Source organism: Flavobacterium sp., assembly GCF_029945805.1.
Taxonomy (GTDB): Bacteria; Bacteroidota; Bacteroidia; order Flavobacteriales; family Flavobacteriaceae; genus Flavobacterium.
The window spans coordinates 1-14,336 of record NZ_JAQSDH010000043.1 but is presented as its reverse complement, the minus strand read 5'-3'; the positions used below and the strand labels follow the sequence as shown (position 1 = coordinate 14,336).

At 36.3% G+C, this 14,336-nt stretch carries 11 protein-coding genes; 7 read left to right on the top strand and 4 right to left on the bottom strand.

Features of this window, described 5'->3' with window-relative positions:
* Positions 1–89: 89 nt before the first annotated feature.
* Entirely contained in the window at positions 90–1,334 is a 1,245-nt protein-coding gene (gene odhB / locus PSU83_RS11630) for a 2-oxoglutarate dehydrogenase complex dihydrolipoyllysine-residue succinyltransferase (RefSeq protein ID WP_300589632.1), read from the bottom strand.
* A 157-nt stretch (positions 1,335–1,491) separates the two neighbouring features.
* Positions 1,492–4,263 (bottom strand): 2-oxoglutarate dehydrogenase E1 component, encoded by a 2,772-nt coding sequence (locus tag PSU83_RS11625; RefSeq protein ID WP_300589631.1) that lies wholly within the window; start codon positions 4,261–4,263, stop codon positions 1,492–1,494.
* 107 nt (positions 4,264–4,370) lie between these two features.
* Here PSU83_RS11625 and PSU83_RS11620 point away from each other — a divergent pair, with 107 nt between their 5' ends.
* Both PSU83_RS11620 and PSU83_RS11615 read left to right on the top strand, forming a co-directional pair.
* A complete protein-coding gene (locus tag PSU83_RS11620) occupies positions 4,371–4,925 on the top strand; it encodes a hypothetical protein (protein WP_300589630.1) in 555 nt (184 codons plus the stop codon).
* 10 nt (positions 4,926–4,935) lie between these two features.
* On the top strand, positions 4,936–5,295 hold the full coding sequence (locus tag PSU83_RS11615; protein WP_300589629.1) for a hypothetical protein: 360 nt from the start codon (positions 4,936–4,938) through the stop codon (positions 5,293–5,295).
* On the opposite strand, the gene PSU83_RS11610 is transcribed toward PSU83_RS11615, so the two are convergent.
* A complete protein-coding gene (locus PSU83_RS11610; protein ID WP_300589633.1) occupies positions 5,292–5,642 on the bottom strand; it encodes a hypothetical protein in 351 nt (116 codons plus the stop codon). The genes PSU83_RS11615 and PSU83_RS11610 overlap by 4 nt on opposite strands.
* Before the next feature lie 78 nt (positions 5,643–5,720).
* Entirely contained in the window at positions 5,721–6,695 is a 975-nt protein-coding gene (locus PSU83_RS11605; RefSeq protein ID WP_300589628.1) for a polyprenyl synthetase family protein, read from the bottom strand.
* A gap of 148 nt (positions 6,696–6,843) precedes the next feature.
* Here PSU83_RS11605 and PSU83_RS11600 point away from each other — a divergent pair, with 148 nt between their 5' ends.
* The 5 genes from PSU83_RS11600 (at position 6,844) to PSU83_RS11580 (ending at position 14,330) form a co-directional block, all read left to right on the top strand.
* Positions 6,844–7,434 (top strand): TetR/AcrR family transcriptional regulator, encoded by a 591-nt coding sequence (locus PSU83_RS11600; protein ID WP_300589627.1) that lies wholly within the window; start codon positions 6,844–6,846, stop codon positions 7,432–7,434.
* Positions 7,435–7,453: 19 nt separating this feature from the next.
* Positions 7,454–8,794 (top strand): TolC family protein, encoded by a 1,341-nt coding sequence (locus tag PSU83_RS11595; RefSeq protein WP_300589626.1) that lies wholly within the window; start codon positions 7,454–7,456, stop codon positions 8,792–8,794.
* A 10-nt stretch (positions 8,795–8,804) separates the two neighbouring features.
* Positions 8,805–9,944 carry an efflux RND transporter periplasmic adaptor subunit gene (locus tag PSU83_RS11590; RefSeq protein WP_300589625.1) on the top strand — a complete coding sequence of 380 codons (1,140 nt, stop codon included), beginning with the start codon at positions 8,805–8,807 and terminating at the stop codon, positions 9,942–9,944.
* 63 nt (positions 9,945–10,007) lie between these two features.
* Complete coding sequence (locus tag PSU83_RS11585; RefSeq protein WP_300589624.1) at positions 10,008–13,487, top strand: efflux RND transporter permease subunit; 3,480 nt, start codon at positions 10,008–10,010, stop codon at positions 13,485–13,487.
* Positions 13,488–14,015: 528 nt separating this feature from the next.
* Positions 14,016–14,330 carry a hypothetical protein gene (locus PSU83_RS11580; protein ID WP_300589623.1) on the top strand — a complete coding sequence of 105 codons (315 nt, stop codon included), beginning with the start codon at positions 14,016–14,018 and terminating at the stop codon, positions 14,328–14,330.
* The last annotated feature ends 6 nt before the right edge of the window (positions 14,331–14,336 follow it).

Here is a 14,336-nt window from a genome sequence, read left to right as displayed (position 1 = left end):
CATTATTATCAAAATTAATTATAAATTTGTCTAAACTTTTGGGTGCAGTCTATTTCTAAACGGCTTTTTTATTTGTTGTAGTTTGAATATTATAACTCCAATGCTCTTTTAACATTGCCATCCATTAATAGTTCTTCTGGTTTTTCTAAAGCTTCTTTTACAGCCACTAAGAATCCAACAGACTCGCGACCGTCAATGATTCTGTGATCATATGAAAGTGCCACAAACATAACTGGTGCAATTATGATTTGACCGTTTTTAACAATCGCTCTTTCCACAACATTGTGCATTCCTAAGATTCCCGATTGTGGTGGATTGATAATTGGTGTAGACAACATACTTCCAAAAACGCCACCGTTTGAAATGGTAAATGTTCCGCCCGTCATTTCGTCAACTGTAATTTGTCCGTCACGTGCACGTATTGCCAATCTTTTAATTTCAGCTTCAACACCACGGAACGATAAGGTTTCTGCGCTTCTCATTACTGGAACCATAAGTCCTTTTGGACCTGAAACTGCTACAGAAATATCACAGAAATTGTATGAGATTTTTTCTTGTCCGTCAATCATTGAGTTAACATCTGGATATAATTGTAATGCTCTTGTAACTGCTTTGGTAAAGAATGACATGAACCCTAACCCTAATCCGTGCTTGGCTTTGAATTCTTCTTTGTATTGTTCCCGTAACGCGTAAATCGCTGTCATGTCCACTTCGTTAAATGTAGTCAACATAGCGGTTTCATTTTTAGCCGAAACTAATCTTTCAGCCACTTTACGACGTAGCATGGATAATTTACTTCTTTCTGAACCGCGGTTTCCACCCGTTGGCGTTCCCATTGATGGTACAGCATTTACGGCATCATCTTTGGTAATTCTTCCGTCTTTTCCCGTTCCCACAAGTGTCGAAGCCTGAATGTTTTTTTCGTCTAGTATCTTTTTTGCCGCTGGAGATGGTGTTTGTGCTGCGTAAGTCGCGGCTGGTGCAGGAGCAGCTTTTGGTGCTTCTACTTTTTTCTCTTCCACTTTTGGGGCTTCTGCTTTTGGGGCTTCCACTTTTGAACTTTCAGACTTTGGACTTTCGCCTGAATTTGGTTTTGCAGCGCTGGTATCAATTAAACATACCACAGATCCAACGGCAACTGCGTCACCTTCTTCTGCTTTTAGTGTGATAATTCCGCTTGCTTCTGCTGGTAATTCCAGCGTAGCCTTATCAGAATCAACCTCAGCAATCGCTTGGTCTTTTTCTACATAATCTCCGTCTTTTACCAACCAAGTTGCAATTTCAACTTCTTTTATAGATTCTCCCGGTGATGGGACTTTCATTTCTAAAATCATCGTAATTATATTTTAAATTATGAATTTTAAATTTTAAATGTCTTTTATTCTGTGGCCCTAGCCCCGATAGTAGTGGAAATCCTTTTTGGATTACCCTGTAGCGTTAGAGAAAGGGAAATGTGAAAAGATTGCAACGGATAGCGGGATTAGCTTCAAATTATCTAAATAACTCTTTATCAAAAACCATTCGGATGGCATCGGCATGACGTCTTCTGTCACGTGTGCTGCTTCCTGCTGCTGGTGCTGCGTAGGCTTTAAGCGATGCCAATCTCCATTTTACTAAATCGAAATTCATCAACATAAAACTGTAAGCTCCCATATTCTTAGGCTCTTCCTGTGCCCAAACAAAATCGTCGGCATTCGGATAACTCGCAATAATCGCTTTCAATTGCTCAATTGGCAACGGAAATAATTGCTCGATACGAACCAAAGCTACATCATTTCTCTCTAATTTTTCTCTTTCGGCTATGATATCATAATAGAATTTTCCTGTCACAAAAACCAACGTTTTCACTTTTTTCTTGTCAACCGAAATATCGTCAATTGTTTCTTGGAATTCTCCGTTAGCTAACTCTTCGCTCGTAGAAACGCACAATGGGTGACGCAATAAACTTTTTGGAGTGAATACTACTAATGGTTTACGGAATTTGGTTTTCATTTGTCTTCTCAACAAGTGGTAAAAGTTGGCTGGCGTAGTACAATCGGCAACGTACATATTGTGTTTGGCACACAGTTGTAAATAACGTTCCATACGCGCTGAAGAGTGCTCCGCCCCTTGTCCTTCATAGCCGTGAGGCAACAACATTACAAGACCATTTTGGTTGTTCCATTTGTCTTCCCCGCACGAAATATATTGGTCAATCATAATTTGACACCCGTTAGAGAAATCCCCAAATTGTGCTTCCCAGATTGTTAAGGCATTTGGATTGGCTAAGGCGTAACCGTAATCAAAACCGATAACACCATATTCTGAAAGTAACGAATTGAAAATATTGAATTTTCCTTTTTTACCTTTTACGGTGTCTAATAAAACGACTTCTTCTTCACTGTCTTCCACTTTTACAACGGCATGACGGTGCGAGAATGTCCCTCTTTCTGCATCTTGACCAGAAATACGCACATCATAACCTTCGGTCAATAAAGTTCCATAAGCTAAGGTCTCGGCAGTTCCCCAATCGACAACGTCATTATCGTACATTGTTTTTCTATCCGTAACAATTTTGCTTATTTTGTTAATGAATTTTTTATCTGATGGCAAAGTAGAAACCGAAACAATTATTTCATCTAAATTCTTTTTATCGAATTTAGTGTCGACTTTTTTCAGCATCTCATCATCTGAAACCTGAACAAAACCTTTCCATTCGTCTTGCAAGAACGGTTTAATTATGGTCAACTCTTTTTTGCGGGAAGCCTGAAGATTTTCGTCTAGTTTCTCTTTGTATTGATTTTCAATTTTAGTCACGTATGCCGCATCAATGATTCCAGCAGTGATTAATTTCTCTGAGTAAATATCTCTAGGATTTTGATGCTTTGCAATAATCTTATATAAAACTGGTTGGGTAAAACGAGGCTCATCACCTTCGTTGTGTCCATATTTTCTATAACCTAGTAAATCGATAAATACGTCACGCCCAAACTGCATTCTGAAATCTAAAGCAAAAAGCATCGCGTGAACCACTGCTTCTGTATCATCAGAATTTACGTGAAGTACAGGCGACAGCGTAACTTTTGCAACATCTGTACAATAAACAGAAGAACGTCCATCGAGATAATTCGTTGTAAATCCAACTTGGTTGTTAATTACAATATGTATAGTTCCACCTGTTTTGTACCCGTCAAGCTGGGCCATTTGGATGATTTCGTACACAATTCCTTGTCCAGCAACTGCGGCATCACCATGAACGGCAATGGGCAGTACTTTTGAGAAATCGTCTGGGAAATATTTATCTTGTTTTGCTCTTGCGATTCCTTCAATAACGGCACCAACCGTTTCTAGATGCGAAGGATTGGGAGCCAAATTGATATTGATTTTTTTACCCGATTTGGTATTTCTCTCCGATGTTACGCCTAAGTGATACTTAACATCTCCATCAAAATATTCTTGATCGTAATCTTTACCATCAAACTCCGAGAAAATATCTTGAGTTGCTTTTCCGAAAATGTTCGCAAGAATGTTCAAACGCCCTCGGTGTGCCATTCCCATTACGAAATGCTCTACTCCTTTTTCGGCAGCAGCTTCAATTACTGCATCCAAACCAGGAATAATACTTTCTCCACCTTCAAGTGAAAAACGTTTTTGTCCAACGTATTTGGTATGCAAAAAGTTTTCAAAAGAAACCGCTTCATTTAGTTTACCTAAAATGTGTTTCTTTTGCTCTGCATCAAAGTTTGGTTGATTATCGTTTATATTTAATTTATCCTGAATCCACTGAATAACATCTGGTGTTTTCATATACATGTATTCAACACCAATGTGCTGGCAATACACGCTTTTCAAATGATTCAAAATTTGCTGAAGCGTTTTGGGCTGATGTCCCAATATTTTGGCCGCATCAAAAACAGTATTTAAATCGGATGCAGAAAGGCCGAAATTTTCAAGGTCAAGATTTGGAGCATAAGTTCTTCTATCACGCACCGGATTTGTTTCGGTAAAAAGATGTCCGCGTGTTCTGTAACCGTCAATTAGTTTTAGAACGTTAAATTCTTTTAAAACTTTGTCGGAAACCTCCCCGTTTTGAGGAGCATTTGCTGCAAAATTAGCCAATTCTTGTACGGCATTTTCTTCATTATACGTTGTCATTCCAAAGTCGAAACCTTGAAAAAATGCCCTCCAGCTTGGCTCTACGCCATCAGGATTATGAAGGTATTGATCGTATAATTGAGCGAAAAATTCAGTATGTGCTGCGTTTAAAAAGGAGAACCTATCCATAAAATATAATTGAATGTCCTTATTTGTATAATAATTTGCCAAAAGTACAATAATTGAAAGAAATTATTAATTATTTTAGATACTTTTATGCTTTAAAATTTAAAAGGATGAAAATCGCAAAATCTTGCTATTTTACAAGCACTAACAAAACAGTTTTTCTATTTCTTTTTTTACTATCTCTGGCAAGTTCAGCGCAAGAGAACCCTTTACCAAAAGCAAAAACAGGTGCGTTTTGGGAGAAAGTTCAGTTTGGTGGTGGATTAGGTCTTGGCATTGGGAATGATTTTACGAACATTCTAGTTGCGCCAAGTGCAATATATAATTTTAATGACTATTTTGCTTTTGGAACTGGTGTCCAGTATAGTTATCTTAAACAAAAAAACTTTTATTCCTCAAACGTTTTTGGCGGAAGTTTGATTGGATTATTCAGTCCAATTGATGTGGTGCAACTTTCACTTGAATTGGAAGAAGTTAGTGTTAATAACACGTACACGGATTTGGGCGGTAATTTTAAAGACAGTTTTTGGAATACCAATTTATATATTGGCGCCGGCTACCGCGATGGAAACGTAACCATTGGTGGAAGAGTCAACGTGCTTTTTGATAAGGATAAAGACATTTACGGAAGTGCTTTTATGCCCTTTGTGAGGGTGTTTTTTTAAAGCATACCTTATGAAAAAAATATTCTTTTGTTTTACTTTTTTACATTTAAGTATTGCTTTTTTACAAAAAGAGAAAGACAGTTTAAACACTAGTAAATCAGTGCTACTTAGTCGCTTTCACCAAATCAAATCTATTCCAAATAATATAATTTATCATCCCAGCCAAGAACTTAGCATCTACAATCCAACTACCAAATTGATTGATAATTATTTTGAAAACAAAAATGGTTTTTATTATTCATCTTCAAAATCAGCACTAGTTACTTTGAATGGATACAGGAAAAAAGATTCGTTTACACCTTATGGATCTAACGATTTTGGGAGTGCAATTGTGTTGGGATTTATAAATCTACTTTTTTTTAAGCCTTAAAACCGATTCCGAAACCAAACTTTCATCCATTCTCGTTTTAAAATTAGGAACGAAACTTGCTCTGAGAGTTCCGCTAAATCAGAGCCGTCCAATTGCTTTATGGTTTCTTCGGGCACGTCAATGATGTAAAGAAGGTTTAAATATTCGGCAAATTTATATTGGATAAGTCGGTAGATTTTTTCATGAAGTTGCACTTTCAACTCATACGGATTGGTGCTTTGAGGAAAATCGATTGCTTCGTTGGCAGAATTGAAATCCTTATTAATTTGGTCGATTAATTTAGAATACAAATTCTCCTTTTCGGCTTCAGAAAGTAAATTGTCTGTTGTGGTTGGTGGTTGGTACATAGTTTTTTCAATATCAATGTCAATCAAAATATCAATATTCAAAAATTGTTATTGATTTTTGAAATTGTTATTGTCATTCTAGACGTTTCTACTCATTAATTTTTCACCAAAAGCTTTCAATACTTCTTTTTTATCGGTACCAATCTTCATTTCATTCAACGTTTCCAATGCTTTAAACGTATACTCATGTATGGCTTTTTGTGTGGCTTCCGACGCGCCAGTTTGATTGAAAATTTCTTTAACCGAACTGATTTTGTCTGCATTATCGCTGGGATGAATCGAAAACAAATGCAACAGCTGTTCTTTTTCATTATCCGAGGCAAATTCCATCGCTTTCAGATACAAATACGTTTTTTTGTTTTCAATAATGTCACCACCAAGTTGCTTTCCGAACGTTTCTGGATCACCAAATGCGTCTAAATAATCATCCTGAAGCTGGAACGCGATTCCCAAATTCAGTCCAAAATCATAAATCGAATTTGCATTTTCTGCAGAAGTTTCGGCAACAATTGCTCCCATTTTCATGGCTGCACCAACCAAGACCGCCGTTTTATATTTTATCATTTTCAGATATTCCGGAATAGTAACATCATCACGCGTTTCAAAATCAACATCGTATTGCTGTCCTTCGCAAACTTCTAATGCCGTTTTGCTGAATAATTTGGCTAATTCTCTAAAAGTAGTTGGTTCGTATTCTTCAAAATATTGATACGCTAGAATCAGCATTGCATCTCCCGAAAGAATTCCGGTATTCAGATCCCATTTTTCGTGAACCGTTTCGTTTCCGCGGCGCAAAGGCGCATCATCCATAATATCATCATGTATCAATGAAAAGTTATGAAAAACCTCCACTGCTGTTGCAGCCGGAATCGCCTTTTGACAATCTACATCAAAAACTTCGCAGGCCATTAAAGTTAGAACAGGACGCAGCCTTTTCCCGCCAAGACCTAATATATACTTGATTGGTTCGTAAAGATTATTGGGTTCTTTCTTTAAAATCAATTCATTAAAATGAGAGAACACGATATCTTGATACTTTGAAATAGAGCGCATGAAAATTATTTTCGGCTAAATTAAACTATTCTTTTCTCTTTACAAAAGTGTGTCTTTTGACTAATGTTAAATTTACGTTAATACACGGGAAACTATTTTAGTATTAAAAGTTTCCGTAGTAAGTTTGCACCTGAATTTTAACACTATCATGAAAGAAAAAATCATCAAAAAAGCAACAGATATGTTTTTGAAACTGGGTTTCAAGAGCGTTACTATGGATGATATCGCAGGCGAAATGTGTATTTCAAAAAAAACGATTTACAAATACTTCAACAATAAAGAGAAACTTATAGAAGAAGGAACTGAAATAGTGCATCAAAATATTCACCGTCTCATGGAGGAAGTGATTGCCCAAAATCACAATGCGATTGCTGAAAATTTTCAAATGCGTGAGATGTTTAAGGAAATGTTCAAATCATTCGATCAATCTCCAGCCTATCAACTCAAAAAACATTATCCTGAAATTTATGAAAAAATGATGGCGAATGAAATTGAAGATTGCAGCCAACTATTTCGCCATAATATCAATAAAGGGATTTCTGAAGGCTTATACCGTGCGGAAACTGATATTGATACTGCTGTACAATTTTATTACACCTTGCTATTTTCCATTAACGAAAACACGATATTAGAAAAAGACACTTATGAACTAGAGAAAAAAGCTTTAGACTACCACACACGTGCTATTGGAACACCAAAAGGCATCGAAGAACTTGAAAAACACTTGAATATTCTTTAACTCTATAGAATCACAATCCATGAAAAACAAATTTTTAATGACCCTTTTACTTCTTGTAGGCTTAATACAAGCACAGGAAAAACAAGAAAGTTATTCTTTCAGTCTGCAACAAGCTATAGACTACGCTTTGCAGCATAACTATACGGTGATCAATGCCAACGGCGACATTGCTGCTGCAAAACAGAAAAAATGGGAAACAACTGCAGCGGGTTTACCGCAAATCAATGCAGGTTTGGATTACCAAAACAACTTTGAGTTGCAAAAGTCTGTAGTTCCAGCTGAATTTTTTGGTGGAAATCCGGGTGAATTCACCGAAGTTGCGTTTGGAACAAAACATACAATGCTTGCTCGAGCCACTTTGAGCCAGTTGATTTTTGATGGTTCTTATATTGTAGCGCTTCAAGCTTCAAAAACGTATTTGAAATTTTATGAAAATGCAAAGCAAAAAACCAACATCGAAATAAAGGAAATGGTTATCAACGCGTATGGAAATGTTTTGTTAGCTGAAGAAAGTGTTGCCATTTTGGAGAAAAATAAGGCTACTTTATCAAAAACTTTAAACGATACTGAAGAAACTTTTAAAAACGGTTTGATTGAAGAAGAGAATGTGGAACAATTACAAATTACATTATCCACAATCAACAGCAATCTGAACAATACCAAAAGATTATTAGAAATTGCGAACAAAATGCTGAAAGTTACTTTAGGAATTGATATTGATTCTCCTTTGGCTTTAACGGATAAACTAGACAGTCTTTCTGTGTCTAACTTAGATATGGCTTTTAGCCAAGGCGAATTTACAGTATCGAATAACATCAATTACCAAATTGCTACCAATTTCACAGAACAACGTTCCTTGGAATTAAAATTACAAAAAAGTAAAGCATTACCTTCGTTAGCTGCCAATTTGAATTTTGGATATAATGCTTTTAACAACCAATTCAAATTCTTTCAACAAGAGCAGAAGTGGCTTAATTACTCTAATGTTGGTTTGAGTTTAAATGTCCCTATTTTTAGTAGTTTCGGACGACAAGCCAAAACGCAACAAGCCAAAATTGCTCTAGACCAAGCCAAAACGCAGCTTACCGAAACGGAACAAAAGTTAAAACTAGGTTACCAAAAAGCCAAAAGTGAATACGAATTCAGCATAGAAGAATATGCAACTTCCAAAATCAATTTGAACCTAGCGGAACGCATCGAAAAAAAGCAAGAAATCAAATTTACCGAAGGCTTATCCTCCAGTTTTGACTTCAGCGAAGCTCAAAGACAATTGTATACCGCGCAACAAAGCTATTTACAGTCAATGGTAAATATCATCACTAAAAAAGCTGCATTAGAAAAAATATTAAACAAAAACTAATTTACTACAGATGAAGAAAATAATAATAGTATCCGCATTTTCGCTAGTTCTTTTTGCCTGCTCTAACGGCACAAAAACAGAAAGTATTGAAGATTTAATCAAGACCAAAAACGTTAAAGCGTTAAACGAAAAAAAGACTGCGCTTCAAACCGAAATTGCTCAAATTGAAGCTGGTCTTGCCACTCTTGACGTAAAAACAGAAGAAGCCTTGGTTTCGGTTTTAACCCTAAAAGACACTCTTTTCAATCATTATCTTGACATTCAAGGAAATGTTGATACTAAAGAAAATATTTTGATTCAACCCGAATTTAGTGGAACCTTGACCTCGTTAACTGTTAACGCTGGTGACCGTGTTTCTAAAGGGCAAATTCTAGGCAGAGTTGACGACGCCGGTATGAGTGCGCAACTGGCCAGTGCTCAAAATCAATATAGTTTGGCCAAAACAACCTTTGAAAGACAGAAAAATCTTTGGGACAAAAAAATTGGCTCTGAAATTCAGTACCTACAAGCGCAAACACAAATGATTTCAGCTCAAAAAGCGGTGGCCCAAATCAATGCCCAATTATCAAAAACCGTTATTCGTGCTCCATTTTCTGGAACTATCGACGAAGTTTTTGCAGAAAAAGGTCAGGTAGTAGCGCCAAGCGCAAATGGCTTGATGCGTATCGTAAATCTTGGGAACATGTTTGTTTCGACTTCTGTTCCTGAAACCTACATTGGAAAATTAAAACTAGGGGATCAAGTTGATGTTTACTTAGCCTCGTTAGGAAAAACCTATAAAGGAAAAGTACGTCAGGTTGGAAACTTTATCAATCCCAACAATAGAAGTTTTGGAATTGAAGTTAGCGTTCCAAACCCAGAAAATTTATTGCGTCCAAACCAAGTTGCCAAGCTAAAAATCATTGATTATGTTAGCAAAGATGCGATTGTAGTTCCAACCAACGTCATTCAGGAAGATGGAAAAGGTGATAAATACATTTATGTTGTAGAAGGAAGCAACGGAAAAACAGGAAAAGCTAAAAAAGTTATTGTTGCCTTAGGAAAATCGTCTGATAACGTTACCGAAATTTTAAGCGGTTTGTCTGCTAATGATGTAATTGTTACTGAAGGAGTGAATGCGATTTCAGAAGGAATGAAATTGAATTTTTAATATCAAATATTAGATGTTAAACTTAAAAAATTTAATATCTGAAATCTAAAATCTAATATTTAAATGTCGCACAAAAACAAAGAATTCGGTATATCAAGTTGGGCCATTGACAATCGTGTCACGGTTTACATCATAACATTGCTTATTGTAGTTATGGGAGTATCCGCATACATTAATATGCCACGAGAAGATTTCCCAGAAATCATTGAAAACAAAGTATACATCTCATCGGTATTCCCGGGAAATTCAGCCGAAGATGTTGAGAAATTAATTATCAAGCCACTCGAAAAAGAAATCAAAAACATCAGTGGAGTTGAAAAAGTAACCGCAAGTTCGTTTCAAGATTACGGAATGATAATCGTAGAATTTAACGATAAAATCGGAATTGAAGAAGCAAAAGTCAAAATCAAAGACAAAGTTGACATCGTAAAAGCAGATACCGATTGGCCAAATTTGGATAACGGAAGTAAAGTAGAACCTAGTGTTTTTGAACTAAATATTTCGGAAGAAGTGCCTATCCTTAACATTAATCTAAAAGGAAATTACACAACCCAACAATTAAAAGATTATGGCAAAAAACTGCAAGATGATATCGAAGAAATCCAAGAGGTTAAAAAAGTAGACATTCTCGGAGTTGACGATAAAGAAGTCGAAATTGCTGTCGATATATTCAAAATGACAGCAGCACAAGTATCTTTTGACGACATTCAAAACGCGGTAAAATATGAAAACATGACGCTTTCGGGCGGAAATTTAATCTCACAAGGTTCAAGAAACAACATTCGAATTGTAGGTGAAATCAAAGACCCAAAAGAATTAGAGAATGTAGTTGTCAAACACAACGGCGGAACCGTTTACCTTAAAGACATTGCTGTTGTTGCCTTTAAAGAAAAAGAAAAAACAACTTATGCTCGCGAAAAAGGAAAAGAAGTGGTCATGCTGAACGTAAAAAAACGTTCGGGTCAAAACATGATTTCAGCAATTGAACAAGTAAAAGAAAAAATTAAAGAAGCGCAGGAAAGTTATTTGCCAAAAGACTTGACGTTAGAAATGACTGGCGATCAATCCTCGCGAGTGGAACATCAAGTTAATGAGCTTTCTAATCACATCATTTTTGGTATCGTACTGGTAATGATTGTATTGATGTTCACCATGGGATTGCGCAACTCCTTATTTGTTGGCGCTGCGATTCCTTTATCAATGCTGATGGCGTTTACCATACTTTCTGCGTTTGGACTTACCTTGAACACCATGGTGCTTTTCGGTCTTGTAATGGGATTAGGATTGTTGGTAGATGATGGAATTGTGGTGGTTGACAACGTATTTGCTAACATGAAAAAAGGAATGCCTCGACTTCAAGCTTCCAAAGTTGGAATTGGCGAAATCGCTTGGCCTGTAATTTCATCAACTGCAACCACATTGATGGCATTTTTACCTTTCGCACTTTGGCCGGGAACCATGGGTAAATTCATGAAATACTTCCCTATAACCTTGACGATAACTTTAACGGCTTCATTATTTGTAGCCATGGTGGTAAATGCAGCAATGACGGGTGGTTCGATGGATATAGAAGATCGAAATGTGACTAAAAAATCAGCCAAAACCTATTCTATAATTTTCACAATTGTAGCCGTGATTTTTGTATTGCTTGGAAATATATATGACTCTAAATTTGCAAGAGCCATTGGGCATTTAGCAATTATTTCCTTAGGATTAATGTGGTTGTATAAAGTCAAATTGTACCAATGGACACAAGATTTTCAACATAGCTTTTTTCCAAAATTGGAAAAAAAATACCAAGCATTTTTATCAAAAATCCTAACAGGCAGAAATTCCTGGATGGCGTTAGGAGGAATCATTGGAATGTTGGTTTTATCAATAGTATTATTGGGTGTTTTCCCAAGAAAAGTGTTGTTCTTCCCTGAAAATATCCCAAGACAAGTAATCACTTATATTGAATATCCACAAGGAACCGATATTGAAAAAACCAATAAAGCAACCCTTTTTGTTGAAAAACAGGTCATCGATATCATGAAAAAATACATCGACCCTAAAACCAATGAAAACTTTTTAGCCGAAAGTATTGTTTCTCAAGTAGGTGTTGGCGCTGGTAATCCAAATGTGGATGCAGGTTCCGCTTCTGAAACGCCATTTAAAGGAAAAGTAACCGTAAACTTTTCTGAATTCACTTTCAGAAGAGGGGTCAATACTTCCGATGTTTTAGATGAAATTCGTACCCGAGTAAAAGGTATTGCCGGTGCAACAGTAACCGTTGAAAAAGATGCCAACGGACCACCAGCTGGTTATCCAGTCAGTGTACAATTAACAGGAAATGCCGGCATTGATTATGACGTAATGCTCAAAGAAGCCGAAAAAATGATTGCCTTTATCAACACCAAAAACATATCGGGTATTGAACGTTTAAATGTCGATGTCAATAAAGAAAGTCCAGAACTAGAAGTAAAAGTAGATCGAGTTAATGCAGGAAGTTTGGGTGTTTCTACAGGACAGTTAGGTTTCAACTTGCGTCGTTCGGTTTATGGTCAGGAAATTTCAACTTTCAAAGAAGGTGATGACGATTATAATATTGTGGTTCGTATGCAAGAAGACCAGCGTAAAAACGAAAACATTCTGTTCAACCAATCGCTAACTTTTAGAAATCAAGCCAACGGGCAAATGATGCAGGTTCCAATTTCGGCAGTATCTAAAACCGAGAAAACAACTACCTACAATCAAATCAAAAGAAAAGAATACAAACGAATCTTGACGATTTATTCCAATGTATTAACAGGCTATAATGGCGATGAAATCACCAAAAAAATTGGCACCGAATTAAACGGATACCAATTGCCAAAAGGCGTAACGTATGCCTTCTCTGGAGTTCAAGAAGAACAAGGTAAAAATCAAAGTTTCTTGATGTATGCATTATTCTTGGCCATGGCGGGGATTACGATCATCATTGTGTTACAGTTCAACTCTGTTTCAAAAACAGTTGTGATTTTGTTTACCGTTTTGCTAAGTTTTAGCGGTGTTTTCTATGGCTATGTTATTGCCAATATGGATTTTGTAATCCTAATGACGATGATGGGAATTATTTCCTTGGCGGGAATTGTAGTCAAGAACGGTATTGTATTAATGGATTTCTTCGTACTGCTTTTGGATAAAAAAGTTGCCGAAAAAGGAGTAGAATCACACAATGATTTAACGCTTGACGAAATCAAACTTGTAATCATCGAAAGCGGAAAATCGCGTTTGCGTCCTGTTTTACTAACTGCCTTAACCGCTATTTTAGGATTAATTCCGCTAGCAATTGGTTTGAACTTTGACTTCTTTGGGTTAATAACCGATTTGAATCCGCACATCTATATGGGTGGTGATAATGTGATTTTTTGGTCGCCTTTGGCATGGACCATCATCTTCGGATTGACTTACGCTACAGTCTTGACTTTAGTCATGGTTCCGGTAATGTTCTACCTTGTGAAGCGAACTAAATACTGGTTGCGCGATAGAACAAACGAAAGAACAGCGTTGGAAGAAGCATAATTTCCAAACAAAATAAAAGTAAAAGGGAACTCCATTGGGGTTCCCTTTTTTTATTTCAGAAGCACACCCTTTTTCATCCTTTACACCTTCACTCCCGCTGTCCGCGCTACACGGTAGCTTGCTCCCATCGGGGCTAGTTTACACGTTTATAATTTCTTAGAACTATCAAAAGAAATAGCTTATTCTTCTGAACCTCAACATAGGAATTTATGGACTTAAAGTAAAATTTAAAAAAATATACAGAAAAAGTGTACTATCAACTAAATTTAACTGCTTAATTTTAAACTATTAAAAATTGAGTTAAAAATAAGATGCTGGTAAAAAAGGGCTTACCCCCCAAAGTGACACGAAACAAAAAAATGCTTTTCTAATTTTTTGTTTATGATAAATTCCAAGAAAGCTTTTGTTACTTTTAAAAGTGTTAGTTATGTAACAAATTCTATGACCAAACTAACAAAAAAAAACAGCCTTACTCTTTATGTTTTCGACGACATAGTAAGACTGCTTATAATTTTATACTACAAACATATGAAAAATTTATTATTTACGATTATCGCTCTTGTATCTTTTAGTACTATGGCAATTGCAAGTACAACAACGAAAGAATTGAAAAAAGAAGAATTAACGGTCACTTCAAAGAAAAGCGAAGCTGCTTTCGCAACCACTTGTTGTACAAGAAGAGGTGAATCTTCCAACGGACAATCAGTTACCATTAATGCTTGTGTTGAATCTACTGGAGATCTAGCAATTGACAGAGGTAATGCTTGTGGTAAAGCCTTAGCAATAGTTAATGCAAATCATTGTTGTCCGATAAAAAAGAAGCCAAAAAGATGGCTTCTTTAAATGAAT